This is a genomic window from Massilia aurea, from assembly GCF_024753205.1.
In the GTDB taxonomy this organism is placed as follows: domain Bacteria; phylum Pseudomonadota; class Gammaproteobacteria; order Burkholderiales; family Burkholderiaceae_D; genus Telluria; species Telluria aurea.
This window is the reverse complement of sequence record NZ_JANUGZ010000002.1, coordinates 769,732-794,156: the sequence shown is the minus strand read 5'-3', so window position 1 is coordinate 794,156 and position 24,425 is coordinate 769,732. Positions and strand designations below refer to the sequence as shown.

General features: G+C 65.2%; 23 protein-coding genes. 14 read left to right on the top strand and 9 right to left on the bottom strand.

The window, feature by feature from the left end:
• Positions 1–131 precede the first annotated feature (131 nt).
• The 3 genes from NX775_RS09040 (at position 132) to NX775_RS09030 (ending at position 2,474) form a co-directional block, all read left to right on the top strand.
• Positions 132–956: a response regulator gene (locus NX775_RS09040; protein WP_258835691.1), complete on the top strand. Its 825-nt coding sequence runs from the start codon at positions 132–134 to the stop codon at positions 954–956.
• 65 nt (positions 957–1,021) lie between these two features.
• Positions 1,022–2,032: a gamma-glutamyl-gamma-aminobutyrate hydrolase family protein gene (locus tag NX775_RS09035; RefSeq protein ID WP_258835690.1), complete on the top strand. Its 1,011-nt coding sequence runs from the start codon at positions 1,022–1,024 to the stop codon at positions 2,030–2,032.
• A gap of 94 nt (positions 2,033–2,126) precedes the next feature.
• Positions 2,127–2,474, top strand: coding sequence for a hypothetical protein (locus tag NX775_RS09030; protein WP_258835689.1), 348 nt, complete (start codon positions 2,127–2,129; stop codon positions 2,472–2,474).
• Positions 2,475–2,486: 12 nt separating this feature from the next.
• Here NX775_RS09030 and NX775_RS09025 read toward each other — a convergent pair whose 3' ends face one another.
• The 4 genes from NX775_RS09025 to NX775_RS09010 all read right to left on the bottom strand — a co-directional run bounded on the left by NX775_RS09025 (position 2,487) and on the right by NX775_RS09010 (position 6,918).
• Positions 2,487–3,614, bottom strand: coding sequence for a YbdK family carboxylate-amine ligase (locus tag NX775_RS09025; RefSeq protein ID WP_258835688.1), 1,128 nt, complete (start codon positions 3,612–3,614; stop codon positions 2,487–2,489).
• On the bottom strand, positions 3,604–4,794 hold the full coding sequence (locus NX775_RS09020; protein ID WP_258835687.1) for a cation:proton antiporter: 1,191 nt from the start codon (positions 4,792–4,794) through the stop codon (positions 3,604–3,606). Before NX775_RS09020 ends, NX775_RS09025 begins: the two co-directional genes overlap by 11 nt.
• A gap of 71 nt (positions 4,795–4,865) precedes the next feature.
• A complete protein-coding gene (locus tag NX775_RS09015) occupies positions 4,866–6,035 on the bottom strand; it encodes a vWA domain-containing protein (protein WP_258835686.1) in 1,170 nt (389 codons plus the stop codon).
• Positions 6,036–6,060: 25 nt separating this feature from the next.
• Positions 6,061–6,918: an AAA family ATPase gene (locus NX775_RS09010; protein WP_258835685.1), complete on the bottom strand. Its 858-nt coding sequence runs from the start codon at positions 6,916–6,918 to the stop codon at positions 6,061–6,063.
• Positions 6,919–7,095: 177 nt separating this feature from the next.
• On the opposite strand from NX775_RS09010, the gene NX775_RS09005 reads away from it, so the two are divergent.
• From NX775_RS09005 to NX775_RS08995, 3 genes are all read left to right on the top strand, one after another.
• Complete coding sequence (locus NX775_RS09005) at positions 7,096–7,446, top strand: c-type cytochrome (RefSeq protein WP_258835684.1); 351 nt, start codon at positions 7,096–7,098, stop codon at positions 7,444–7,446.
• A gap of 8 nt (positions 7,447–7,454) precedes the next feature.
• Complete coding sequence (locus NX775_RS09000) at positions 7,455–7,793, top strand: c-type cytochrome (RefSeq protein ID WP_258835683.1); 339 nt, start codon at positions 7,455–7,457, stop codon at positions 7,791–7,793.
• Positions 7,794–7,867: 74 nt separating this feature from the next.
• Entirely contained in the window at positions 7,868–9,388 is a 1,521-nt protein-coding gene (locus tag NX775_RS08995; protein WP_258835682.1) for a SulP family inorganic anion transporter, read from the top strand.
• 1 nt (position 9,389) lies between these two features.
• Here the strand turns inward: NX775_RS08995 and NX775_RS08990 are convergent, their stop codons facing one another.
• From NX775_RS08990 to NX775_RS08980, 3 genes are all read right to left on the bottom strand, one after another.
• Entirely contained in the window at positions 9,390–9,818 is a 429-nt protein-coding gene (locus tag NX775_RS08990) for a DUF1841 family protein (RefSeq protein WP_183556282.1), read from the bottom strand.
• A 70-nt stretch (positions 9,819–9,888) separates the two neighbouring features.
• Positions 9,889–11,412, bottom strand: a complete 1,524-nt coding sequence (locus NX775_RS08985) for an aspartyl protease family protein (RefSeq protein ID WP_258835681.1) — start codon at positions 11,410–11,412, stop codon at positions 9,889–9,891.
• Positions 11,413–11,547: 135 nt separating this feature from the next.
• Complete coding sequence (locus NX775_RS08980; protein ID WP_258835680.1) at positions 11,548–12,183, bottom strand: RNA pyrophosphohydrolase; 636 nt, start codon at positions 12,181–12,183, stop codon at positions 11,548–11,550.
• Between the two features lie 226 nt (positions 12,184–12,409).
• Between NX775_RS08980 and NX775_RS08975 the strand changes: the two genes are divergently transcribed.
• The 4 genes from NX775_RS08975 to NX775_RS08960 all read left to right on the top strand — a co-directional run bounded on the left by NX775_RS08975 (position 12,410) and on the right by NX775_RS08960 (position 17,698).
• Positions 12,410–14,128, top strand: coding sequence for a proline--tRNA ligase (locus NX775_RS08975; RefSeq protein WP_258835679.1), 1,719 nt, complete (start codon positions 12,410–12,412; stop codon positions 14,126–14,128).
• Complete coding sequence (locus tag NX775_RS08970; protein ID WP_258835678.1) at positions 14,128–14,751, top strand: lytic transglycosylase domain-containing protein; 624 nt, start codon at positions 14,128–14,130, stop codon at positions 14,749–14,751. The genes NX775_RS08975 and NX775_RS08970 overlap by 1 nt, the downstream gene beginning before the upstream one ends.
• A gap of 162 nt (positions 14,752–14,913) precedes the next feature.
• The gene (locus tag NX775_RS08965) at positions 14,914–16,308 is read left to right on the top strand and encodes an alkaline phosphatase (protein WP_370660575.1); all 1,395 of its coding nucleotides are present in this window, start codon (positions 14,914–14,916) and stop codon (positions 16,306–16,308) included.
• Between the two features lie 16 nt (positions 16,309–16,324).
• A complete protein-coding gene (locus NX775_RS08960; RefSeq protein WP_258835676.1) occupies positions 16,325–17,698 on the top strand; it encodes an alkaline phosphatase in 1,374 nt (457 codons plus the stop codon).
• A 99-nt stretch (positions 17,699–17,797) separates the two neighbouring features.
• Here the strand turns inward: NX775_RS08960 and NX775_RS08955 are convergent, their stop codons facing one another.
• Entirely contained in the window at positions 17,798–18,226 is a 429-nt protein-coding gene (locus NX775_RS08955) for an SWIB/MDM2 domain-containing protein (RefSeq protein WP_258835675.1), read from the bottom strand.
• A gap of 233 nt (positions 18,227–18,459) precedes the next feature.
• Positions 18,460–19,827, bottom strand: a complete 1,368-nt coding sequence (gene ffh / locus NX775_RS08950) for a signal recognition particle protein (protein WP_258835674.1) — start codon at positions 19,825–19,827, stop codon at positions 18,460–18,462.
• A 253-nt stretch (positions 19,828–20,080) separates the two neighbouring features.
• On the opposite strand from ffh, the gene NX775_RS08945 reads away from it, so the two are divergent.
• From NX775_RS08945 to NX775_RS08930, 4 genes are read left to right on the top strand one after another with little or no spacing between them, the layout of a single operon-like run.
• Positions 20,081–20,884 (top strand): cytochrome C assembly family protein, encoded by an 804-nt coding sequence (locus NX775_RS08945; protein WP_258835673.1) that lies wholly within the window; start codon positions 20,081–20,083, stop codon positions 20,882–20,884.
• Positions 20,884–21,132: a PP0621 family protein gene (locus NX775_RS08940; RefSeq protein WP_258835672.1), complete on the top strand. Its 249-nt coding sequence runs from the start codon at positions 20,884–20,886 to the stop codon at positions 21,130–21,132. The genes NX775_RS08945 and NX775_RS08940 overlap by 1 nt, the downstream gene beginning before the upstream one ends.
• 13 nt (positions 21,133–21,145) lie before the next feature.
• The gene (locus NX775_RS08935; protein ID WP_258835671.1) at positions 21,146–22,807 is read left to right on the top strand and encodes a sensor histidine kinase; all 1,662 of its coding nucleotides are present in this window, start codon (positions 21,146–21,148) and stop codon (positions 22,805–22,807) included.
• Between the two features lie 18 nt (positions 22,808–22,825).
• Positions 22,826–24,268 carry a sigma-54-dependent transcriptional regulator gene (locus NX775_RS08930; protein ID WP_258835670.1) on the top strand — a complete coding sequence of 481 codons (1,443 nt, stop codon included), beginning with the start codon at positions 22,826–22,828 and terminating at the stop codon, positions 24,266–24,268.
• Positions 24,269–24,425: the final 157 nt, after the last annotated feature.

Below are 24,425 nucleotides of genomic sequence, written 5' to 3'. Positions count from 1 at the left end.
GAGCGGAAAAGGAAATGCTTTTTAGCTGTATAAATATACAGTATTTTGCGCTTATGTCGTGCTTTTCGCCTTGCACCTTTGTGCTAGATTACGCTGTAAATACATAATCGATGCAAGAAGGGTGGGGCCCGATGCAGCGATCCCATTGTCTGTTCACCGTGCGTCCGATCGGCTTTGATCCAGTTGAAACCGCCCGGCTGGCGGCGCTGCTCGAAGACGCGCCGGACGCCGGGCCGTCGTATTCTTGCCTGCATGCCGATAGTTTGCAAGAGCCGGATCTGCTGGTTGCCAACGGTGACAGCCCGTTTGCGCTGGCGCAACTGGCGTGCCGGCCACCCGATGCGCTGCAACCGGCACTGGTCATCGGCGGCAGTGGCAACACCTGTTGGCCAACCGTCGCCCGCCCGCTTGACCAACGGGCATTGCATGGGCAGCTGGCCGAACTGCTCGACACGCGCGTGCATGCGCTGGCCCAGCACGGCGCCCGTGCGCGCCGCGTGCTGGCCGAACGCCGCCGCCGTCCGCGCCTGGGGCCGGATCTTGAAACGCCCGCATTCTACACGCGACTGCGCCGTGGCCCCGTCGATGGCCCGGTATTGATCGTCGATCAGGCGTGCAACCTGCGCAACCGGGTGGCGCAGGTGCTCGGGCCGCGCCGGATCGGCGTCGAATGGACCGACAGCCGGGCCGCCGCCGTGCGCCTGTGCGACGAGACGCCGGTGGCGCTGGTTCTGATCAACACGGCCGCCCCGGGCATCGAGCCGTATGCGCTGTGCTCATCGATCAAGGCGCAGGCCGGCGCCGGGCGCACGCCGGTCGTCTTCATGGTCGCGCCATCGTTTCAGTACGACAGTGCCCGCGCCCGGCTGGCCGGCGCGCGCGGCCTGCTCGAGACACCCGTGGCAGGGCGCCACCTGGTGCTGACCTTCCAGAAGCTGCTCGACGTGCCGGTCTGAGCGCATGGCGACCTTTTGTAACAACTTTGAATCGTGCGCAGCATTGCCGAAGTTATATTAATGACATGACTGAAGACGACCCCATCAAGCGCAAGCCACACGACCCCTCGCCCGAGGCGGATATCGATGAACGTCGCGAGACGCGTGTGCGCGTGCCCGACCGGCGCGCCAGCGGCGGCCAGCACGCACGCGGGCCGGCGCGCTACCTGCGCGATGGCGACAACCCGGTGGCCCTGGCCGGCCGGGTCATCACGTCGCGCTTTCGCTCGCTGCGTGAACGCTTCAGTCGCGACATCATGCAGCGCACGCTGCACATCGGCGTCTCGGCCCGTATCTTTCATCCCGAAGCGGGCGCCAAGGGGCTGCTGAGCAAGAACCTGCAGTATCTCGAGGAATCCATTGCCCAGTGGGTCATGTCGCGCGACGTGCTGGTGTTCATGATCCCGACGGTCAATACCAACGGCTTGCTCCACCCCAGCAACATCACACTGCGCCACTATGCGCGTCATCTGGATGGCCTCGTGCTGCAGGGCGGGGCCGACGTCGCCCCGCAAACCTATTCCGAAACGCCTACGCGTCCCGAATGGAGCGGCGACCGCGCACGCGATGTGTACGAGCTCGAACTGCTGCACGAATTCGTCGACGCCGGCAAACCCGTGCTGGGTGTGTGCCGTGGCTGCCAGCTGATCAACGTCGCCTTTGGCGGCACGCTGCACCAGGACGTCGCCACCGACCGCCCCGATGCGCTGGCGCACGTGCACGACCTGTATGACGCGCATCGCCACGCGGTTGTGTTCCCCAAGGGCTCGTCGCTCGGCCGCATGTTCCCCAACGTCCAGCAGGCGGTGGTCAACTCGATCCACCACCAGGCCGTCAAGGACCTGGGGCGCGATATCCGCATCGAAGCCATGTCCGAGCCGGACGGCATCATTGAGGCGATCCGCTACCAGCGCGCCAACTTCGTCATGGGCTTGCAGTGGCACCCCGAGTTCCACCGCGCGGGCGGGGTCGATCTGCTCGACTGCACGCCGGTGCTTGACGAGTTCTTGCGTGCTGCGCGCGAGACGCGGCTGTAGCACGAAATCGCTTGCTTTCGCCGTGTGACACGGGAATAATGAATGAGAATCATTCTCATCTCATTGTCTTGTTCTGGTCCATGGAGCGCTTCGCATGACGATTTCCCCCACACCTACCACGCCATCCACAGCGGGCGAGCCGCGTAACCAGGACACGCTGCTGGTCGCCTCGCTCCTGCACCTGATGTCGCATTACAGCGCCAAGGGCGATGGCGAGCCGCCGTGCGTCAAGCTGGCATCCGTGATCGAGCGCCACCTGTGCGCGCTGGCGCGCCTGCCGACGATCGACCCGGTGCTGCGCGCCACCTGCGAGCAGCTGGCTGACCAGTGGGCCAACGTGGTCGACGCCAGGCTGTCGGCGCCGGCGCCTGCCAAACAGCCGCTGCTGGCGCGCTTCATGAAGACGGGCTGGGTCGGCAAGGGCGTGCCGGTGGCCGGGTAAGCGGTTGCCCGATCAGGCGCTGCGGTCACCCCGGAAGTGCCCGATCGCCGCATTGACCATCCCTTCGACCGAGCCTTCGCGCTCGGCGTGCCGACGCAGGATCGCCGCGTCGCTGCCGCCGCGCGCGGCTGCTGCCAAGTGCTGCAGCGCCTCGACGCTGCCCAGCGCTTCGGCGTGTGGCAGCATCCGTTCGAGCGTGGCCAGGATATCGTCGCGGATCACGATGCTGTCGTAGGTTTTCGGGTGCGTGATGCTGCCATCCAGGCCAAAGCGGCAGGCCTGGAAGCGGTTGTAGTTGTAGACGAGGTAGTCGTCTTCAGCAGGCGCCTCGTCCTTGCGCTCGAGCAGATGGTGGCACAGCGCCTGCAGGTAGGCGGCCAGCGCGGCGGCCCGCTCCACCGTCAACGGCGTGTCGCACACGCGCAGTTCGATCGTGCCGAATTCGGGCTTGGGTCGCAGGTCCCAGTAAAAATCCTTCATGCTCTTGATGATGTTCGTGCGTTCCATCTTGGCGAAGTACACGTCGGTGAACTCCTGCCAGCTGAGCGTGAAGGGCGCACGGCCGCTCATCGGAAACGCGAACACGGAATTCAAGCGTGCCGATTCGAACAGGCTGTCGTGACCCTGCACGAACGGCGACGACGCCGACAGCGCAATGAAGTGCGGCAGGTAGCGGTTCAGCGCGTGCAGCAGGTACATCGCATCGTCGCCGTTGGCGCAGCCGATGTGCACGTGCTGGCCGAATACCGTGAACTGCTTGGCCAGGTAGCCGTACAGCTGCGACAGGTATTCGTAGCGCGGCTTGGCCGAAATGCGCTGGTCGGACCAGTGCTGGAACGGGTGCGTGCCGCCGCCGGCGATGCCGATATTGAGCGTGTCGCTGGCCGCGACCAGCGTGTCGCGGATCTCGGTCAGCTCGGCCAGCAACGGGCCATACGATGTGTGCACGCTCGAATTAATCTCGATCATGCTCTCGGTGATCTCGGGCGTGACGTTGCCCGGGAACGGCTTGCGCTCCAGCAGATGCATCAGGTCGGGGCTGGCGGCGGTCAGGTTGAAGTCCGACAGGTTCACCAGTTGCAGTTCGAGCTCGACCCCGAAGGTGAGCGGCGTGGACGGGGTAAACGCGTCAAGCGGCATGATGGGACTCCGGTGCTTCGTGCGCCCAGATCAGGGCGCGCTGGATGATGATCGGGCCAAACACTTCGAGCAGCATCGCCACCGCGGCCATCGCGTGCAGGTCGTCGACCACTTTCAGGCCGGCATAGCGCGCATGTTCGAGCATCAGGATCACGAACACGGCCAGCGGCGCCAGGCCCAGGCCCGTGAGGGCGCCCTTGCGCCAGGTGACGCCCGACAGGTGCGAGAACGCGGCCACGCCGGCGGTCTTGGCCAGCAGCCGCACCAGCACCACGACCACCGCCATCACGCCGCCGGCCGCCACCAGGCGCCAGTCGAGGGTCGAAGCGGCGTAGACGAACAGCAGCACGGTCAGCACTTCGCCCAGCGCGCCGAAATTGCGCTGGGTCTGGGTAAAGGTCACGCGGCGCGAGCGCACGGTCAGGCCGAAGGCCAGCGCTGCGACGACCGGCGACAGGCCGCCGACGTCGCACATCGACACGAGCAGGATCACGGCCAGGGCGAATGCGACGGTGGTGTCCTGCTGCGCATTGCCGATCGCGCGCAGCAGCGCCGGCACCAGTAAGCCGAACACGGCGCCGGCCACGATCGACGCAGCGAGCATGACCAGGCTTTGCCACAGTGCCTCGCTGACGGCGTCCTGCGTGTGGAACAGCCAGACGCCGATGATGGCATTGAATGCGAACACGGCCAGCACGCAGTTCTGGGCCGACAGGTGCAGCACGCGCTCGGTCATCTGGCCCGAGCTTTTCTGCTCGTTGATGACCCGCACGACGGTGGCGGGCGAGGTGGCCATGGAGAGCGCCGCCATCAGCAGCGCCGTAATCTGGGCCGCGCCAAACGCGATGGCGACGAGGTAGACGAGCACGAAGGTCAGGCTGGACTCGACCAGGCCGGCCACGCCGATCCACGGATTGTTGACGAGCCAGCGCAGATTGATGCGGTTGCCCAGTTCGAACAGGACCAGGCCGAAGGCGATATTGGCCAGCAGCGCGACCGGGCCCAGATCGGCCGCGGGCAGCACGCCGATCTGCGAGCTGCCCAGCGCGAAGCCGACGAGGCCGTAGAAGCTGATGCGGGGCAGGCCGGTCCAGCGCTGGCCAAATTCACCGGCCAGCCACGCCAGCGCAATCGCCAGGGGCCAGGCAAGGCTCGTCAATACGGACAACAGGTCAGGCATGCGGTCTCCTTCTTCTTATCGTTGCGCGATTCTAGTGCGCCCGGCAGCCCGCGTCCGTGTCCGTGCTAACACTACTTGCTTAACAAGCGCATGGCCCGTTCCAGGCCCTCCAGCGTGATCGGGAACATCCGGTTGCTCATCACCTGGCGAATCAGCGCGATCGATTGCCGGTACTGCCACAGGTGCTCGGGCTCGGGATTGAGCCAGGCGCATTTCGGAAACGCGGTCATGAAGCGCGCCAGCCAGACCGCGCCCGCTTCGTCGTTGTTGTATTCGACCGAGCCACCGGGCGCCATGACTTCGTAGGGACTCATGGTTGCGTCACCGACGAACAGCACGCGCGTATCGGCCGGATATTTACGCAGCACGTCCCAGGTCGCAAAGCGCTCGCTGTGGCGGCGTGCGTTGTTCTTCCACAGGTAGTCGTAGACGCAGTTGTGGAAGTAGTAGAACTCCATGTTCTTGAATTCGCTGCTGGCGGCCGAGAACAGTTCTTCGATGCGTTCGATATGGTCGTCCATCGAGCCGCCGACGTCGAACAGCATCACGACCTTGATCCGGTTCTTGCGCTCGGGCCGCATGCGGATGTCGAGCCAGCCGGCGTTGCTGGCGGTGGCGCGGATCGTGTCGTCCAGTGCCAGTTCATCCGCCGCGCCCTGGCGCGCGAAGCGGCGCAGGCGGCGCAGCGCCACCTTCAGGTTGCGCGTGCCCAGTTCGCGCTCGCCGTCGTAGTCGCGGTAGGTGCGCTGGTCCCACACTTTCACGGCGGTGCGATTGCGGCTCTCGCCGCCGATGCGGATGCCTTCAGGGTTGGTGCCGCCATGCCCGAACGGCGACGTGCCGCCGGTGCCGATCCACTTGCTGCCGCCCGCGTGGCGTTCCTTCTGCTCTTTCAGCAGCTCCTGCAGGCGCTGTTGCAGCTTGTCGTAGCCGAATTTTTCGAGCTGCGCCTTTTGCTCGGGCGTGAGCTCGCGCTCGAAGCGCTTGATCAGCCAGTCGAGCGGAATCTCGGACTTCTCGTCGAATACCGCATCGACGCCGCGGAACCAGGCGCCGAAGACGCGATCGAACTTGTCGAAGTGGGCTTCGTCCTTCACCAGCGTCAGGCGCGCGAGGTAGTAGAAGTCGTCGAGCGACGGGGCGATCACGCCGCGTTGCAGCGCGTCGAGCAGCGTCAAAAATTCGCGGATCGAGACCGGGATGCGGGCCTCGCGCAGGGCGCGGAAAAAATCGATCAGCATCGCATCGAGGGGGCTGGCGCCACCATCACCGGTTATTCCGCGCCATGAACATCAGGCGCTCGAACAGGCCGACGTCCTGCTCGTTCTTGAGCAGGGCGCCGTGCAGCGGCGGAATACCGGCCTTGGCTTCGCCGCTGGCGCGCAGGGCCTCGGCCGGCACGTCCTCGGCCAGCAGCAGCTTGAGCCAGTCGAGAAATTCGGAGGTCGACGGCTTCTTCTTGATGCCGGGTACATCGCGCATGGCATAGAAGCTTTGCAGCGCCGCGGCCAGCAAATCCTGGCGCAGGTTGGGGAAGTGCACGCCGACGATGTCGGCCATCGTCTCGCGGTCCGGGAACTGGATGTAGTGGAAGAAGCAGCGGCGCAGGAACGCGTCCGGCAGCTCCTTCTCGTTGTTGGACGTGATGATCACGAGCGGGCGGTGGATGGCCACGACCATCTCGCGCGTTTCATACACATAGAACTCCATGCGATCGAGTTCGCGCAGCAGGTCGTTCGGAAATTCGATGTCGGCCTTGTCGACTTCGTCGATCAGGAGCACGACGGGTTCGGGCGCCGTGAAGGCTTGCCACAGCACGCCCTTGACGATGTAGTTCTGGATGTCGCGCACGCGCTCGTCTCCCAGCTGCGAGTCGCGCAGGCGCGAGACGGCGTCGTATTCGTACAGGCCCTGCTGGGCCTTGGTGGTCGATTTGACGTGCCACTGCAGCAGCGGCATGTTCAGGCTGGCCGCGACTTCTTCGGCCAGCATGGTCTTGCCGGTGCCCGGCTCGCCCTTGATCAGGAGCGGACGGCCCAGCGTCAGGGCCGCGTTGACGGCCAGTTTCAGGTCGGCGGTGGCGACGTATTTGTCGCTGCCTTCGAAGCGGGGAGCAGCATGCATGGCGGGTGCTTTGTCGAGTCGGTCGGTGGCAGGAAGTATACGCCATAACCCTGGGCGCGCCGCCCCCGTCCGGTTTGTAGACTGGTGTCAAGTCTTCAGATAGAATCGGCCCGTTGGTAGACCTTTGCTAACTTTTTATGCGGTTGCGGTTTTCGAATTACAACTAACGAGACGCCCATGAAAACAAGTTTGGCACCATTGGTACTGGCAGCATGCGCCTGTACCGCCGGCAGCGCCGTCGCCACGGCCGCAGAAGTCGTCGGCAATCCCAAGGCGGCCGTCGCCAAGGTCGAGATGTGCATCGGCTGCCACGGCATTCAAGGCGGCTACAAGACGGCGTTTCCCGAAGTCTACCGGGTGCCAATGATCGGCGGCCAGTCCGCCAAATATCTCGAATCCGCCCTCAAGGCGTACCGCAAGGGCGACCGCAAGCATCCGTCGATGGTCAATATCGCCAAGTCGCTGACCGACCAGGACATCGCCGACGTGGCGGCCTATTACTCCCAACAGACGGTGGCCACGCGATGAACCACGCCATGCAACGGATTGTCTTTTCAATGGTGCTGGGCGCGCTGGGCGCAAGCGCATCGGCCGCCGACGTCGCGCGCGGCGCTGCGCTCGCCAAGACGCACAACTGCGCCTCATGCCACGGGGCCGACTTCAACAAGCCGATCGACCCGAGCTACCCCAAACTGGCCGGCCAGCACGCCGACTACCTGACGACGGCGCTGCGCGCCTACAAGCGCGGGGCCGGCCCGAACGGGCGCGTGAACCCGATCATGTCAGCGCTGGTGCAACCGCTGTCGAACCGCGACATGGCCGATCTCGGCGCGTACCTGGGCAGTTTGCCGGGCCAGCTGGTGACCAAGAAATAAGCCCGGCGCCAGACGCGCAAGGCACTCCCTGGTAACATGCGAGCCCCTTGCCGCGTCACCCGCCGGAGCTTTTCGTGTCATCTCTCTCCCCCGCTTATCTCAAAACCAACCTGCTCAGCGGCCTGACGGTCGCCCTGGCCCTCGTGCCCGAGGCGATTGCCTTCGCCCTGGTTGCCCACCTGTCGCCGCTTACCGGCCTGTACGCCGCCGTGCTGGTCGCCTTCATCACGTCTGCATTCGGCGGGCGGCCCGGCATGATCTCGGCCGCCGCCGGCTCGCTGGCCGTCGTGATGATCGCGCTGGTGGTGCAGCATGGCGCGCAGTACCTGCTGGCGGCCGTGGTGCTCATGGGCGTGCTGCAACTGCTGTTTGCCGCCGCGCGGCTCGGTAAATTCATTCGCATGGTGCCGCATCCGGTGATGCTCGGCTTCGTCAACGGGCTGGCGCTGGTGATCTTTCTCGCCCAGTTCGGGCACTTCAAGGTGGCGGGCCCTGACGGCACGCCGCAATGGATGCCGGCCGCGCAGCTGGTCACGATGGGTGTCATCATCGCCATCACGATGGCGGTGATCTACCTGACGCCGCGAATTACCAAAGCCGTGCCGTCCACGCTGGTGGGCATCCTGGTGGCCAGCGTCGGTTGCGCGCTGCTGGGCGTCGAGACGCGCACCGTGGGCGACCTCGGTTCCATCGCCGGCGGCTTGCCCAGCTTCGCGCTGCCCGACGTGCCAATGACGTGGGACACGCTGCGCATCGTGTTCCCGTACGCGCTCGTGATGGCGGGTGTGGGCCTGATCGAATCGCTCCTGACGCTCACGCTGATCGACGAAATCACCGACACCCGTGGCCAGCCGAACCGCGAATCGCTGGCGCTCGGCGCGGCCAACGTCGTCAGCGGCGTGTTTGGCGGCATGGGCGGCTGCGCGCTGATTGGCCAGAGCATGATCAATGTGAACAGCGGCGCGACGGGGCGCCTGTCGGGCATCGCGGCGGCGGTGATCCTGCTGTGCTTCATCCTGTTCGGTTCCAGCTGGATCGAGGCGATTCCATTGGCGGCGCTGATCGGCGTGATGTTCGTCGTCTGCGAAAAGACCTTTGAATGGGGCACGTTCCGCCTGGCCGGGCGCGTGCCGCGTGCGGATCTGTTCGTGGTCGTGCTGGTGGCGGCAATCACGCTGCTGGTCGACCTGGCGGTGGCGGTGCTGACCGGCGTGATCGTCTCGGCGCTGGTGTTCGCGTGGCAGCATGCGCGCCAGGTGAAGGCGGCGGTCGCGGTCGATGATCAAGGCTGGAAGGTGTATGCGCTCGACGGCACGCTGTTCTTTGCGTCAGTGAGTGCGTTTCAGGGCATCTTCACGCCGAAGGACGATCCGCAGGATGTCGTGATCGATTTTCTGCATGCGCGCGTGGTGGACCATTCGGCGATCCAGGCGATCGACGCGCTGGCCGAGCGTTACCGCCTGCTGGGCAAGCGCCTGCATCTGCGCCATCTGAGCCCCGACTGCCGCGAGCTGCTGGAAAAGGCGCAGGACATGATCGAGGTGAATCTGGTGGAAGACCCGCGTTACCGGGTCGCGGACGACAAACTCGCTTGAATCAGGCAAACGCGCGGCGCCGCACGCATTCGATATACGCCTCGGTATCGGGCGGCACGCCACCCCGCTGCGAGGCCCAGATCATCTCGCCCAGACATTCCATGATCTCGTGATGGGCATCGTGCTCGCCCCGTTTGGCCACCAGCATGTCGTGCGCGGCGCGGATGCCACGTGGCTGGTCGATCGAAATCTGCTCGGCGATCGACAGATGCATCGACAGGTGCAAAAACGGATTGGGCTTGCCGCCTTCGACCGAATAGTCGCGCGCAATCGCCGCCTCGATGTCCTCGAACTGGTCGTGGTATTCGGGATGCTGCACGATCCAGTCGGCCGCGATGGCGTCCATCGGCGTCAGGATTTCGCCATTGCGTTGCTTGCGATAGGCGTCGCAGAAAAAGCGGCGCACGTCGTGCGAGGACGGAGTGAACATGGCAGGAGGGGGCGAAAAAAGGGGAGAGCGGGCATTGTAGCGCAGCCGCCGATCCGGCGCGGGGCCGGCCTCAGGACGCCTCTTTCGACCCCTGGCGGCACTCGGGCGCCGCGTCCAGCACCCGCGTGGCCTGCTCGGCATCGCCCGTGAACCGATGGCGCTCGGCGATCGCAAAGCGCGCCTGGCAGGTGCGCCGCAGCGCATGCGCCGATTCTTCGCCAGCGAGCTTGAGCAGCTTGCCTTCATCGAGCTTGCCGAGATAGAAATCGGCGATCGGCCCAGGCCATTCATCGAGGTCGTGCGTGAAGGCGCTGGCCAGTTCGCGCCGCGCCAGCTCGGGGTCTTTATTGTGCATGCGCGCCGTGTACAGCATCAGCGCGCCGGAGCGCTCGCCCGGCATGCGGTCGAGCGCCTGGCGCAGCCGCACCACCGCTTCGGTATAGCGGCGTTCTTTCATCAGGCGCTGGCCGACGACCAGGTTGGCGCGCGGGTTTCCGCTGGCGGCCGCCTTGTCGAGCCAGACCAGCGCCTGCGCCATGTCAGGCGGCGTGCCATGACCGCTTCGGTGCATCGCGGCCACCATCATCTGCGCGTCGCCATTGCCGGCGTCGGCCTCCTGCTGCAGCCATGGTTCGATGCGGCGCCGCTGGCCAAGTGCGTCGCCCCCGACATAGGTAAAGTACAGCTTCTTCTGGCTCATCGCGAACATGACGCGGTGCGAGCGCAGGAAGTCGGCGCCGAGCAGCAGGTCGACGTCGAGATCATTCGTGTCGATCACGCCGATGTCGGCATTGCTGATCGTCTCGCGGCCGATCTGCAGCTTGTCCAGCGTCACGTTCCAGCGTGCGATGCGCATGGCCCCGACGCCGCCCACTTCGCCAGCGCGTCCGACGTCTGGCGAGTTCATGTTCAGGCCCGCTTTTTCCGCGGCCCGGCGCGTCATCAGCGTGCTGGCGGAGCCGCTGTCGATCACCGCCGTGACCTCCTTGCCGTTCAGGAGCACCTTGAATTCGGGATTGGCCTGACGCGAGCTGGTCCAGCGAAAAGGAATCTTGATCGCGTTCTCGTCCCAGTAGGCCAGGTGCGCGCTATCGCAATTGGTCGGTTTGAAGAACTTGATTTCCTTGGTGGCCAGGGAAATCTCGAGGTCGGACTGGAGCAGGAAGGGCGCGCCGAGAATCGCTTCGAACGATGGCGCGGTGCCGAAGTCACCCAGTACCCGTACGCGGCTGTTGGTGATCGCCGCCGGCCCGGCCTTGAATTCCTTGATCTGCGCGCTGTAGATGCGGGCCGCGCCGCCAATGCCATAGGCACGCCCGTCAGTAGGGCGCAGGGTCAGCGCGCGCCGCTCGGTCGCGGTACGCGTGAGTATCGTGCCATTGGCGCCGGTGTCGACCAGCATGTCGGCCGGCGTGCCGTCGATCCGCCCTTCGATCGTCAGGTTCAGGTCCGGGCCGGTATAGCGTACGGGCAGCGTCGCGAGCTGGGTTAATTGACAACGCTTGGGCTCGGCCTGCCAAGCATGGGCAGTGGGCACGGCGCTCAGGGCAAGGAGTAGCAGCAGCAGATGCAGGCGGGCGGTAGGCGTAGTCATGCAAGCATTGTACCGGCGAATGTTGCCGTGAAAACAATGCTTTGTGCATGAAATGGCGGGGCGTCTGCGAGGAATAAGCGGGATGCCGGAGCTGGCGCTCGTGCGCCAGCTCCGGTATCGATGCGTTGTTGACGCCTACTTGTTCGGCGCCAGCACCAGTGCATCGGGCGCCGCCGGATTGCCCGGCCCGGCCGCCCCGAGCATGTCCTGCCCCGGCTTGGCGCCAGGCTGCGCGCGGCCATGCGGCTGGCGCAGGTAGCGCGCAGTGTGACGCCGCTCGCCGTGCTGGCCCTTGGCCGGCCAGCTCAGAAAGCGCGACAGCTCCTGCAGCGCGCGCTGGTAGACGTCGCGCTTGAACTCGATCACGACGTCAAGCGGCACCCAGTAGTCGTGCCAGCGCCAGGCGTCGAACTCGGGGTGGTCGGTCAGGCGCAGATTGACTTCGTTGTCGCGCGCGACCATGCGCAGCAGGAACCAGATCTGCTTCTGGCCACGGTAATGCCCGCGAATTTCACGCTTGATGAAATGATCGGGCACTTCATAGCGCAGCCAATCGCGGGTGCGACCCACGATCTTGACGTGCTCCTGACGCAAACCGATTTCTTCCTCGAGCTCGCGGTACATTGCCTGCTCGGGTGTTTCGCCGTACTTGATTCCCCCTTGAGGAAATTGCCATGAGTGCTCTCGCACCCGCTTGCCCCACCAGACCTCGTTGTTAGCGTTCAGCAGGATGATGCCGACGTTGGGCCGAAACCCTTCACGGTCGAGCATAAGTGCACCTCGATACTTTCTGCCGGCGGACGTTCCCTCTTGCGGGCACTCGGTACCCTTGTATTTTTACTTACGTATTGTCATGCCCAAGGGGTTTCCGCACCGCTTGCGCGGTCGATGATGCTGGTTCCGGACCCTGTTTGTAGAAAGATTGGACGCATCAGCCGGCTAATCCTTTAAAATTAGGTCGATTATAACCCTCTCTTTTTAAAAAGAATTCACAGATATGCGTGCCTCACGATTTTTTATTTCAACTCTGAAAGAAGCGCCTTCCGATGCCGAGATCGTCAGCCACAAGCTGATGATGCGCGCCGGGATGATCAAGCGCCTGGGTTCCGGCATCTATACGTATATGCCGGTCGGGCTGCGCGTCATCCGCAAGGTCGAAGCGATCGTCCGTGAAGAAATGAATCGCGCTGGTGGTATCGAACTCTTGATGCCGCTCGTGCAACCGGCCGAACTGTGGCAAGAGACAGGTCGCTGGGACAAGATGGGCGACGAGCTCATGCGCGTGAAAGACCGCCATGGCCGCGACTTCGCGATCCAGCCGACGTCCGAAGAAGTCATCACCGACGTCGTGCGCAGCGAGATCAAGTCGTACCGCCAGCTGCCGGTGAACTTCTATCACATCCAGACCAAGTTCCGCGACGAGCGCCGGCCGCGCTTCGGCCTGATGCGCGGTCGCGAATTCACGATGAAGGATGCGTATTCGTTCGACCGCGACGTCGCCGGCATGCAGACGTCGTACCAGACCATGTTCGATGCCTACACCCGCATCTTCACGCGCTTCGGCCTGAAGTTCCGCGCGGTGGCAGCTGACAACGGCGCCATCGGCGGCACCGGCTCGCATGAATTCCACGTCATCGCCAGCACCGGCGAAGACGCGCTGGTCTACTGCCCGACGTCCGATTTCGCGGCCAATATGGAAGCGGCCGAAGCCGTCGCCAGTGGCGAGCGCGCCGCTGCCACGCAAACGCTGACCAAGACGCCAACCCCGGGCACGACCAAGTGCGAGACCGTCGCTGCGCTCCTGGGTGTGAACCTGGCGCAGACCGTCAAGACCATCGCCCTGACGGTCGAGAACGACGGCAAGAAGAGCTACTGGGTGCTGCTGCTGCGCGGCGACCATGAACTCAACGAGATCAAGGTCGGCAAGGTCGAGGGCCTGACCGGCTACCGCTTCTCGAGCGAAGCCGAAATCCTCGAGGTGTTCGGCACCGTGCCGGGTTACCTCGGTCCGGTCGGCACGAAAGTGCCGGTCACCGTCGTGGCCGACCGGACGGTCGCCAACATGGCCGATTTCGTCTGCGGCGCGAATGAAGAAGACTTCCACCACATCGGCGTGAACTGGGGGCGCGATCTGCCCGAGCCAATCGTGGCCGACCTGCGCAACGTCGTCGAGGGCGATCCGTCGCCAGACGGCAAGGGCGTGCTGGCGATCGAGCGCGGCATCGAAGTGGGCCACGTGTTCCAGCTCGGCACCGCGTACTCGCAGGCGATGGGCGCGACCTTCCTGGACGACGGCGGCCGGCCTGCGCCGCTGCAGATGGGCTGCTACGGCATCGGCGTGACCCGCATCCTGGGCGCGGCGATCGAGCAGAACTTCGATGACAAGGGCATCGTCTGGCCGGACGCGCTGGCGCCGTTCGAAGTGGTGCTGTGCCCGATGGGCATGGACCGCAGCGAGATGGTCAAGGACGCGACCGAGCAGCTGTATGCGTCGCTGTCGGCCATGGGCATCGACGTCATCGTCGACGACCGAGGCCTGCGCCCAGGCGCGATGTTCGCTGACTGGGAACTGATCGGCGTGCCACATCGCGTGGTGATCGGCGAGCGTGGCCTGAAAGAGGGCAACCTCGAATACCAGGGCCGCCGCGATGCCGAAGCGAGCAGCGTCGCCGTGGGCGAGATGGTCGGCTTCATCAAGGCCAAGCTGGGCAAGTGATGGCGTTGCGCCTGGCCTCCCGGACCGGAGGCGTGCTGCTGGCGCTGGCCTTCGGTCTGGCGGCGCCGGCGCATGCCGGTAACCAGAAAGAAGAAGCGCTGTCGGATTCGGTGCGTCTGGCGCTGGCCAACGCCATCGCCGACGCGCGTCCGCCGCGCCCGACCTTCCGCACCGAGGCGGGGCGGGCGCGCTACCAGGCGTGGTTCGACCAGATGTCGCCACGCCTGGCCAGGCGCCTGCCCGACGTCCAGACCCGCACCGAGTTCCTCGAGACCGCGTGGTATGAAGCGACCCGCGCGGGCCTTGATCCGGGGCTGGTGCTGGGCCTGATCCAGGTGGAATCGGCGTACCGCAAGTACGCGATCTCGATTGCCGGCGCGCGCGGCTACATGCAGGTGATGCCGTTCTGGACCAAGGCAATCGGCGATGGCGACCGCCGCCGCCTGTTCCACATGCAGACCAATCTGCGCTATGGCTGCGCGATTCTGCGCATGTATATCGACATGGAGCGGGGCGACCTGTACCTGGCGCTGGGCCGCTACAACGGCAGCCGGGGCAAGCCGAAGTACCCGAACGCGGTGCTGGCCGCCTGGAAGAACTGGGAATTCAAACCGGGGGCGTGATGCGTTCCTGCCTTGTACAAAACCCTAACATAGCAATCCACCACGCCGTCATCGACGCAGTGTAGACTTCCCGCTTTCCCCAGTGAGGACTGCATGCGACCCATTCTTTTCACCGCTGGCGCACTGCTGGCGGCGCTCACCGGCTGCGCGGCCACGCCGCCGATTTCAACCCAGACAGCGATCCCGCCAGCGACCGCAACCCCCGCCCTGACGGCCAACCCGGTCGACCAGCGCGCAAAGAACATCATCTTCTTCCTGGGCGACGGCATGGGCGTCAATACGCTGACTGCGGCGCGCATCTTTGCCGTCGGCGAAGAGGGCGAACTGGCGATTGACCGCCTGCCCGAATCGGCGTTCGTGAAAACCTTCTCCAACGATGCACAGGTCACCGACAGCGCCGCCTCGATGGCCGCCTACATGACCGGCGTGAAGCAGAACAACGGCGTGATCTCGATGTCGGCCGGCACTCGCTCGATTGCGCCCGGCAAGGATGCCAACGGCAACAGCCTGGTGAGCCGCTGCGAGAACGGCGAAGCAGCCGTCACGCTGCTCGAACTGGCCCGCAAGCGTGGCATGGCCGTGGGCGTGGTCACCAATACCAGCGTCACCGATGCCACGCCTGCCGCGACCTATGCCCACGCCTGCCATCGCAAGCTGGAAACCGACATCGCCGCCAGCCTGGTGCCCGGCGGCGCCGGCTACAACGGGGCGCTGGGCGCCAATGGCCTGGACGTCCTGTTCGGTGGCGGCGCGCAGCAATTCACGCCATTCGCGCGTGGCGGCAAGCGCGCCGACAACCGCGATCTGCAGGCCGAGTTCAAGGCCAAGGGCTTCCGGGTCGTGGGCGACACCGCCGGGTTCAACGCCTTGACGCCAGGCGCGCCAGTCGTTGGCCTGTTCGCCGCCAACCACATGGACTTCGACGCGATCCGCGACGCCGCCCGCCAACCGGCGCTGCCGGCCATGACAACCAAGGCGATCGACCTGCTGGCGCCGCACCGTGGTGGTTTCTTCCTGATGGTCGAGGGCGGCCTGATCGACCATGCGCTGCACGCGACGCTCGGCAAACGCGCGCTGCAAGAGACGGTGACGTACAACGCCGCGCTGCAGGCGGCGCTGGAGCGCATGGAAGCGCTTGACCCGGGCCTGAAGAACACGCTGATCGTCGCCACCGCCGACCATGACCACACGCTGCTGCTGAACGGTTATGCAGCGCGCACCGGCAAGACCACGCCCGCCAATCCGGGCGTCCTGGGCCTGGTGCGCACGGCCGACGGCAAGCCGACGCTCGACAGCCAGGGCATGCCGTACACGATCATCGGCTTCGGCACGGGCGAAAATCGCCACCAGGGCGGGCGCACCACGCCGCTGACCGACGCCGTCGTGACGGCCGACGACTACCACCAGCAAGCGGCCGTGCGCACGCGCGCGGGCGCCGAGACGCATGGCGGCAGCGACGTCTACCTGGGCGCGGCCGGCGCGAACGCGGAGCTGTTTCGCGGGACCATCGACAACACGCGCGTCTTCAATCTGATCAAGACCGCAGCCGGTCTGTAAGCACGAGAAATCCACCATGACTTCACGACGCATTCTCCCGCTGCTGCTGGCCGCCGCCTTCGGTGCAGCGCTGCCGGCAACGGCTTCGGCCCAGCAAAAAGCGAAGAACATCATCTTCTTCCTTGGCGACGGCATGGGCCCGTCCGTCACCACCGCCGCCCGCATCTACCGCGGCGGCGAAGACAGCCTGCTGCACTTCGAGCGCCTGATGGAGCGCACCGCGCGCATCAAGACCTATTCGCTCGATTACCAGACCACCGACAGCGCGCCGTCGATGGGGTCGTACATGACCGGCATGAAGCTCAATAACGACGTCATCTCGCAAGCCGGCGCCCGCACGATCAACCCGACCAAGGACGGCGTCGACCAGTGCGGCGCGAACAACGGCACGCCTGCCGTGACGATCCTCGAACTGGCCAAGGCGCGGGGCCGCGCCACCGGCGCCATCACCACAACCGAGCTGACGCACGCCACGCCGGCGTCGACCTTCGCGCACACCTGCAGCCGCGATGCGGCCTACACGATCGCGCAGCAACTGGTGCCGGGCGGCGCCGGCTACAACGCGGCGCTGGGCGATGGCGTCGATGTGCTGATGGGCGGCGGGCGCAATCACTTCACGCCGCGCGACACGGCGCTCAATCCGAAGGGCCGGCCGGATGGACGCGACCTGATGGCCGAATTTGCCGGCGCCGGCTATTACGTGGCCGGTACCCGCGCCGGCATGATGTCGGCGAAGGCGGGGCGCAAGTTCATCGGCATCTACAGCGCGGCCAGCCACCTCGATTATGCGTACCAGCGCCGCCCCGAGCAGCCAACGCTGGCCGAGATGACGGGCAAGGCAATCGACCTGCTGTCGACCAATCCGAACGGTTTTTTCCTGATGGTCGAAGGCGGCAAGATCGACCATGCGCTGCACGACACCCGCGCCAGGCACGCGCTGGAAGAGACGGTGGCGTTCGACGATGCGTTGCAGCTGGCGGTCGAGCGCATGCGTGCGATCGATCCGGGCCTGCAGAACACGCTGATCGTGCTCACCGCCGACCATGACCACACGATGCAGATCAACGGCTACCCGAAGCGCGGCAACCCGATCCTGGATATCGTGCGCGACTACGCGACGGGCGAGCCGAAGAAGGATGCGGATGGCAAGACATTCACCACGCTGGTGTTCGGCAATGGTCCGAACCGGCCGGACGCGCGCGCCGATGTCGATGGCGTGATTGCGCAGGGCGACGATTACCACCAGGAGACAGGCGTGCACAAGTCGTCCGAAACCCATGGCGGCGGCGACGTGAAACTGTATGCGACCGGCGCCGGCTCGGCGTCATTCAAAGGCACGATGGAGAATACCCGCGTGTTCGAACTGATGAAGGCTGCCGGCGGCTTGTAAGTGCAGATTCAGGTTATTTACAGCTGGATAACAAAAAGCCCCGGGTTTGAATCCGGGGCTTTTTTAATCAGCGAGACGCCGAGTGAATATAACCTGAACTTATTTCAGATGATCCGAAATCAGTTTGGTCATTTCAAACATCGACACTTGCTCTTTGCCGCCGAAGACTGCTTTGAGCTTGTCGTCGCCATTGATCATGCGACGGTTTGCCGGATCTTGCAGGTCTTTCGACTTGATGTAATCCCAGACCTTTTTGGTCACTTCGGTGCGTGGCAGCGGCTTGTCGCCAACGACTGCAGCGAGCGTGGCCGACGGGGTCATGGCTTTCATGAACGCGGCGTTTGGCTTGCGTGCAACTGCTGGCTTGGCGGCCGATTTGTCAGCCGATTTGTCAGCTGTTTTATCAGCCGTTTTAGCGGCTGCTTTCGCTGGTGCTGCTGCCTTTTTTGCTGCGGGCTTGGCCGCTGCAGCAGGCTTGGCAGCTGCTTTTTTTGCTGGTGCTGCAGTGGTTTTTTTGGCTGTTGCCATCTTCGAGCCTCCTAAAACGAACACATGGAAAAATGCGTAATTTATCGCACGCCTATATTGGTAGCGTTTTACTGTTCATGCAAGTCTTTTTCCAAACTTTTTCACTCTGACAAGCGGCTAAATGGGCGCTATCGCACACAACAACGCACGGGAACGATAAAACGCCGACAAGGGGCGTAAAAAAACCGCGCAAAGCGATACGTTGCGCGGTTCTTCGGGCGGAAAACGATGGATTAGCGCATGCCGGGCATCATGCCCTTCATCCCGCGCATCATCTTCATCAGGCCGCCGCCTTTGAGCTTTTTCATCATCGTCTGCATCTGGTCATACTGATTGAGCATGCGATTGACTTCCTGCACCTGCACGCCGGCGCCGGCCGCGATGCGGCGCTTGCGGTTGGCCTTGATCAGTTCGGGTTTCGCGCGCTCGAGCGGCGTCATCGAATCGATGATGCCGACCATGCGCTGGACCGATTTCTCGGCCTGGCCCATGTTCGCGCCTGCCGCGGCTTGCTGGAACTGGGCCGGCAGCTTGTCCATCAGGCCGGCCATGCCGCCCATCTTTTTCATTTGCGTCAGCTGCGACTTGAAGTCGTTCATGTCGAAACGACCGCCGACCTTGATCTTGTTGGCCAGTTCGGCTGCGGCTTCAGCGTCGACACCCTTGCGCGCTTCTTCGACCAGCGCCAGGATGTCGCCCATGCCCAGCACGCGGTTGGCCATGCGGGCCGGATCGAAGGCTTCGAGGCCATCGAGTTTTTCGGAGACACCGGCAAACTTGATCGGTTTGCCCGTCACGTGCCGCACCGACAGCGCCGCACCGCCGCGCGAGTCGCCATCGAGCTTGGTCAGCACGATGCCGGTCAGGGGCAGGGCGTCGTTGAACGCCTTGGCGGTGTTGATCGCATCCTGGCCCAGCATGGCGTCGACGACGAACAGCGTCTCGATCGGGTTGACGGCGGCGTGCACGGCCGCGATCTCTTGCATCATCGCTTCGTCGATACCGAGGCGACCCGCGGTATCGATGATCAGGACGTCGTGGTAATGCTTCTTGGCCCAGTCGAGCGCGGCCAGCGCGATGTCGACCGGCTTGTCGCTGGCGGTCGACGGGAAGAAGTCGGCGCCGACCTGCTTGGTCACCGATTCGAGCTGCGCGATTGCGGCCGGGCGGTACACGTCGGCCGAGACGGTCAGGACCTTCTTCTTTTTCTGTTCCTTGAGGTACTTGGCCAGCTTGCCGGTGGTGGTGGTCTTGCCGACACCCTGCAGACCGGCCATCAGGATGATCGCCGGCGGTTGCTGGGCGAACGACAGCTGGCTGGCCTCGGGGCCGAGGTCGGCGCCCATCAGGGCCGCCAGTTCCTTCTGCACCACGCCGACGAGCGCCTGGCCCGGGCTGAGCGAGCCGACGACTTCTTCGCCGAGGGCTTTTTCCTTGACCTTGGCGATGAATTCACGCACCGCCGGCAGCGCCACGTCGGCCTCGAGCAGGGCCATGCGCACTTCGCGCAGCATCTCTGCAGTGTTTGCCTCGGTGAGGCGCGCCTCGCCGCGCATGGTCTTGACGACCTTGGCAAGGCGTTGGGTGAGGTTATCTAGCATGTTCAACCTAATTAGTAAGGGCACATCGGACGCGCGGTCCCAAGCGAAATGCCGGTGGGCGAGCGCCGCCAAAGCGGCATTTTACCTTGCGCAGGTGCTGCTGGTTCTTCCGGCGGACGGCAGGCGCACATTTTTTCAGCAAACCGTGGCGTTTTGCGCGGGAGGAAAGCGCGGGCGGCGTCGCTCGCATGCCAGGTGGGCGAAAAATCCGCCCACCCCACGGCGGCAGCATGCAATGGTGTAGACTCCCGTCATGCAGAATTTCCTCTTCCTTGCCGCGGCTTTCCTGTACGCGGTATGCGCCCTGCTGCCATCGCGCCGCGCGCCGGCCATCTCGGCCGTGACGGCCGGCGCATGGGCGCTGCACGGTGTCTCGCTCGGCATGGACGTGATGGTGCCGGGCCGGCTGCGCGTCGGTTTCGCCATCATGCTCTCGTCCGCGCTGTGGGTGTCCGTGGCCGCCTACTGGCTCGAGAACCGCAATTTCGCCCTTGATGGCATGCGCCGCCTGGTGATGCCGTTTGCCGCCGTGGCTGCGCTGCTGCCGCTGCTGTTCCCCGGCACCCTGACGCCGCTGGCCGGCAAGTCGCCGGCCTTTGGGTGGCATATCGCGGTCGCAGTGCTGGCCTACAGCACCCTGACCATCGCCGCCTTCCACGCCGTGCTGATGGCGTTGCAGGAAGCGCGGCTGCATACCCGCACTGCCGGTGGCGGCCGCTTTGGCGCCGCGCTCGACCAGCTGCCGGCGCTGCTCACCATGGAAAAGCTCCTGTTCCGGGTGATCTGGATCGGCTTCATCCTGCTCAGCCTGACGGTGCTGTCGGGCTTCGTGTTCTCCGAACAGGTGTTCGGCCGGCCGCTGCTGCTCGACCACAAGAGCGTGTTCGCACTGCTGTCGTGGGGGCTGTTCGCGGCGCTGCTGGCGGGGCGCCGCTGGCGAGGCTGGCGCGGCAAGACCGCGCTGCGCTTCACGCTGGCCGGGTTTGCCACGCTGGCGCTGGCCTATGTCGGCAGCCGTTTCGTGCTCGAAGTTATCCTGCACCGGGGAACCATCTGATGCGACTATTATTCTGGATTGCCTTCATCGCCCTCGTCGTCTTCGCGGTGCGCAACAAGCTGCGCGCCATGAGCAAACGTGCGGCCGTACCGCCGCAGGCGCGCCCCGGCGCGGCCAAGGCGCCGGTGCAGATCGAAGCGATGGCCCAGTGTACCCACTGCGGCATGTATTTCCCGGCGTCCGAATCGGTGCGCGCCGACGGCCACGACTACTGTTCGCCAGGCCACGTGCGCCTGCCGCCGCCGTAGGCGCAGGCCGGCCTTGACGCAGCGCCGCATCCTGTCGCGCGAAGCGCGCGTCGCCCTGTGGCGCTCGCTGCAGACCTTCACGCTCACGCGCATCGTCATCGCGCTGGTGCTGCTGCTGTATTTCGGCGTCGACTTCGAGAATGGCGCGCTGCGCATCACGCAGCAGGTCGCCCAGATCTGCCTGGGCTACGCGATCATGGCGCTGGTGTTCTCGTTTGCCGCGCGCCACCAGCGGCGCTTCCTGGTGCAGCTCGGGGTGCAGGTTGCGCTCGATCTCCTGGTCATTTCGCTGCTGTACCTGGCCGCCGGCGGCTTGCGGAGCAGCCTTGGCATCCTGTATCTGTTCCCGCTGGCCGGCGCCGCAATCCTCGCGCCCCTGCTGCTGGCGCTGTTTGCGGCGGCGGTGGCCACGCTGTTCTTGCTTGGCCTGAGCGTGTGGCAACTGGTCGAAGGGTTCGATCCGCCGCTGATGCAGGCGGGCCTGTTCGGCGCAGCGTTCTTTGCCGCCGTGCTGGTGGCCAACCGCATGGCCGCGCGCCTTTTGGGACAGGAAGAACTGGCGGCCCAGCGCGGCGCCGACCTGCGCATCCAGCAGGCGATCAATGAAATCGTGATCGCCGACGTGGGCGACGGCATCCTGGTGGTGGGCGCCGACGGCGTGGTGTTTACCGGGAACCCGGCAGCGCGCCGGATGCTCGGGCTGCAGGCTGACACGTCGGGCTTCCTGCTGCACGCGGCCCCGGCCTTCGAGCCGCTCGCTGAAGCCTTCGACGCCTGGCTCGCCGCGCCCGAGAACGATACCGCCTTCGTTACCGTCAAGCCCTACCGCGAGGGCGATGGCGCCGGCGACGTGCGCGGCCGGCGCGACCAGCCGGTGCACGTCAAGCTGCGCTTTGCCCGTGTCGCCGCGCCAGCCGATGCGGCAGGCGAGGGCGGTAGCCGCAGCGTGATCTTCATGCAGGACGTGAGCGCCATCGAAAACCAGGCGCAGCAACTCAAGCTGGCGTCGATGGGGCGCCTGACGGCCAGCATCGCGCACGAGGTGCGCAACCCGCTGTCTGCCATTGGCCACGCGACGGCGCTGCTGGCCGAAGACCTGCACGGCCCGGCCGAAGTGCGGCTGCTGAAAATCGTCGGCGACAATGTGGCGCGCGTGAACCGCATGGTCGAAGACATCCTGCAGCTCTCGCGCAAGGCCCAGCCCAACGGCGAGCCGGTGCCGCTGGGCGCCTTTCTCGAACAGCTCAAGGCCGAGTTCTGCGAAATCCACGGCCTGGCCGGTGATATAGTCTATATCGGCGATCCGGGCGGCAGCGCCGTACGGTTCGATCCGCTGCACCTGCACGAAGTCCTGCTCAATCTGCTCAACAACGCGGTGCGCTATGCCAGCCGCCAGCCGGCCAGCATCCGCATCTTCCCGGCGCGCGATGCGGCCGGGCGGCGCGAGCTGCATGTGCAGGACGATGGCCCCGGCATCACGCCCGAAGTGCGCGACCATCTGTTCGAGCCGTTCTATACCACCTCGAGCAAGGGCACCGGCCTTGGACTCTACCTGGCGCGCGAACTGTGCCTCAACAACGATGCGAAACTCGATTATGAATACCGGTTCGACCCGTCCGCGCTGGGCCCGCGCAAGGCCAGTGGCCGCTTTGTCATCACCTTTGCCCTTGCCTGACGTGGCCGGGGAGCCGTCATGAGCGCGCCGCGCGTCCTGGTGCTCGACGACGAGGCCGACCTGCGCGAGCTGCTCGAGATCACGCTGCTCAAGATGGGCCTGGACGTCGACAGCGCCGCCACGCTGCGCGAGGCGCGCGCGCTGTTCGACGAGCGCGATTACGCGCTGGTGCTGACCGACATGCGCCTGCCGGACGGCCTGGGCCTCGAACTGGTGCGCGAAATCGGCGCCTCCGGCAAGGGCACGCCGGTGGCCGTGATCACCGCTTACGGCAGCGCCGAAAATGCAGTGGTGGCGCTGAAAGCCGGTGCGTTCGACTATATCGCCAAGCCGGTGGCGCTGGACGCACTGCGCGTGATGGTGCGCGCGGCGCTCAAGCAATCCGAAAGTGCGGCGGCTGGCGACGGCGCTGCGCCCGACTCGCGCATGATCGGCAGCTCGCCCGCGATGGCGGCATTGCGGGCCCAGATCGCCCGCCTGGCGCGCTCGATGGCGCCGATCTCGATCACGGGCGAATCCGGCAGCGGCAAGGAGCTGGCCGCGCGCGAAATCCACGCCCAGAGTTCGCGCGCCGCGAAACCGTTCATCGCCGTGAACTGCGGCGCGATTCCCGAAACGCTGATGGAGGCCGAGTTCTTCGGCTACCGCAAGGGGGCGTTTACGGGCGCGTCCGATGAGCGCGACGGCTTCTTCCAGGCGGCCAACGGCGGCACGCTGATGCTCGACGAGGTGGCCGACCTGCCGCTGGCGATGCAAGTGAAACTGCTGCGCGCGATCCAGGAGCGGCGCGTGCGCAAGATCGGCGCGACGGTCGAGGAACCGGTCGATGTGCGCATCATCAGCGCGACGCACCAGGACCTGGCGCGCTGCGTCGAGACGGGCAAGTTCAGGCAAGACCTGTTCTACCGGCTGAACGTGATCGAGCTGGGGTTGCCGCCGCTGCGCGAGCGCCTGGACGATCTGGCGCCGCTGGTGGGCGGCATCTTGCAGCGCCTGGCCGGGGCAGGGCAGGCCACGCTCGGGGCCGGGGTGCTGGACGCGCTGCGGGCGTATTCGTTCCCCGGCAATGTGCGCGAGCTGGAAAACGTGCTGGAGCGGGCGCTGGCGTTTGCCAACGATGGCGTGATCGAAGTGGGCGACCTGTCGCTCAAGGCGGCGCGGCCGATCGAACCGGCACGGGCCGAACTGGCGCCGCCGGCGGTCGCGCCGCCCGTTGCCGCAGCGCCGGTCGCTCCTGCCGCGCCGGTCGCGCCAACGGTATCCGCGCCGCCGGGCGTCGGCCCTGCCGAATTGCCCGGCAACCTGCCCGAATACCTGGAGCAGGTCGAACGCGACATCATCGGCCGCGCCCTGCAGCAAACCCAGTTCAACCGGACCCAGGCTGCCAGCCTGCTCGGCATCAGTGTCCGCCAGTTGCGCTACCAGATGCAGAAGCTGGACATCAGCGCGCCGGACGATTGACGGCTGGTCTGCAGCCGGGCGGCGGTCCCGCGCGCCCGCTCATTTCCCCACGGTTTTTTTAAGGTTAGTAGTCGCTTACCGCGTACTCCCCGTCCTTATGGCGACTCTCGAAAGTCAAGGCTCGCACGCGATAAAAGTAAAAATTTTGGACGTTTAT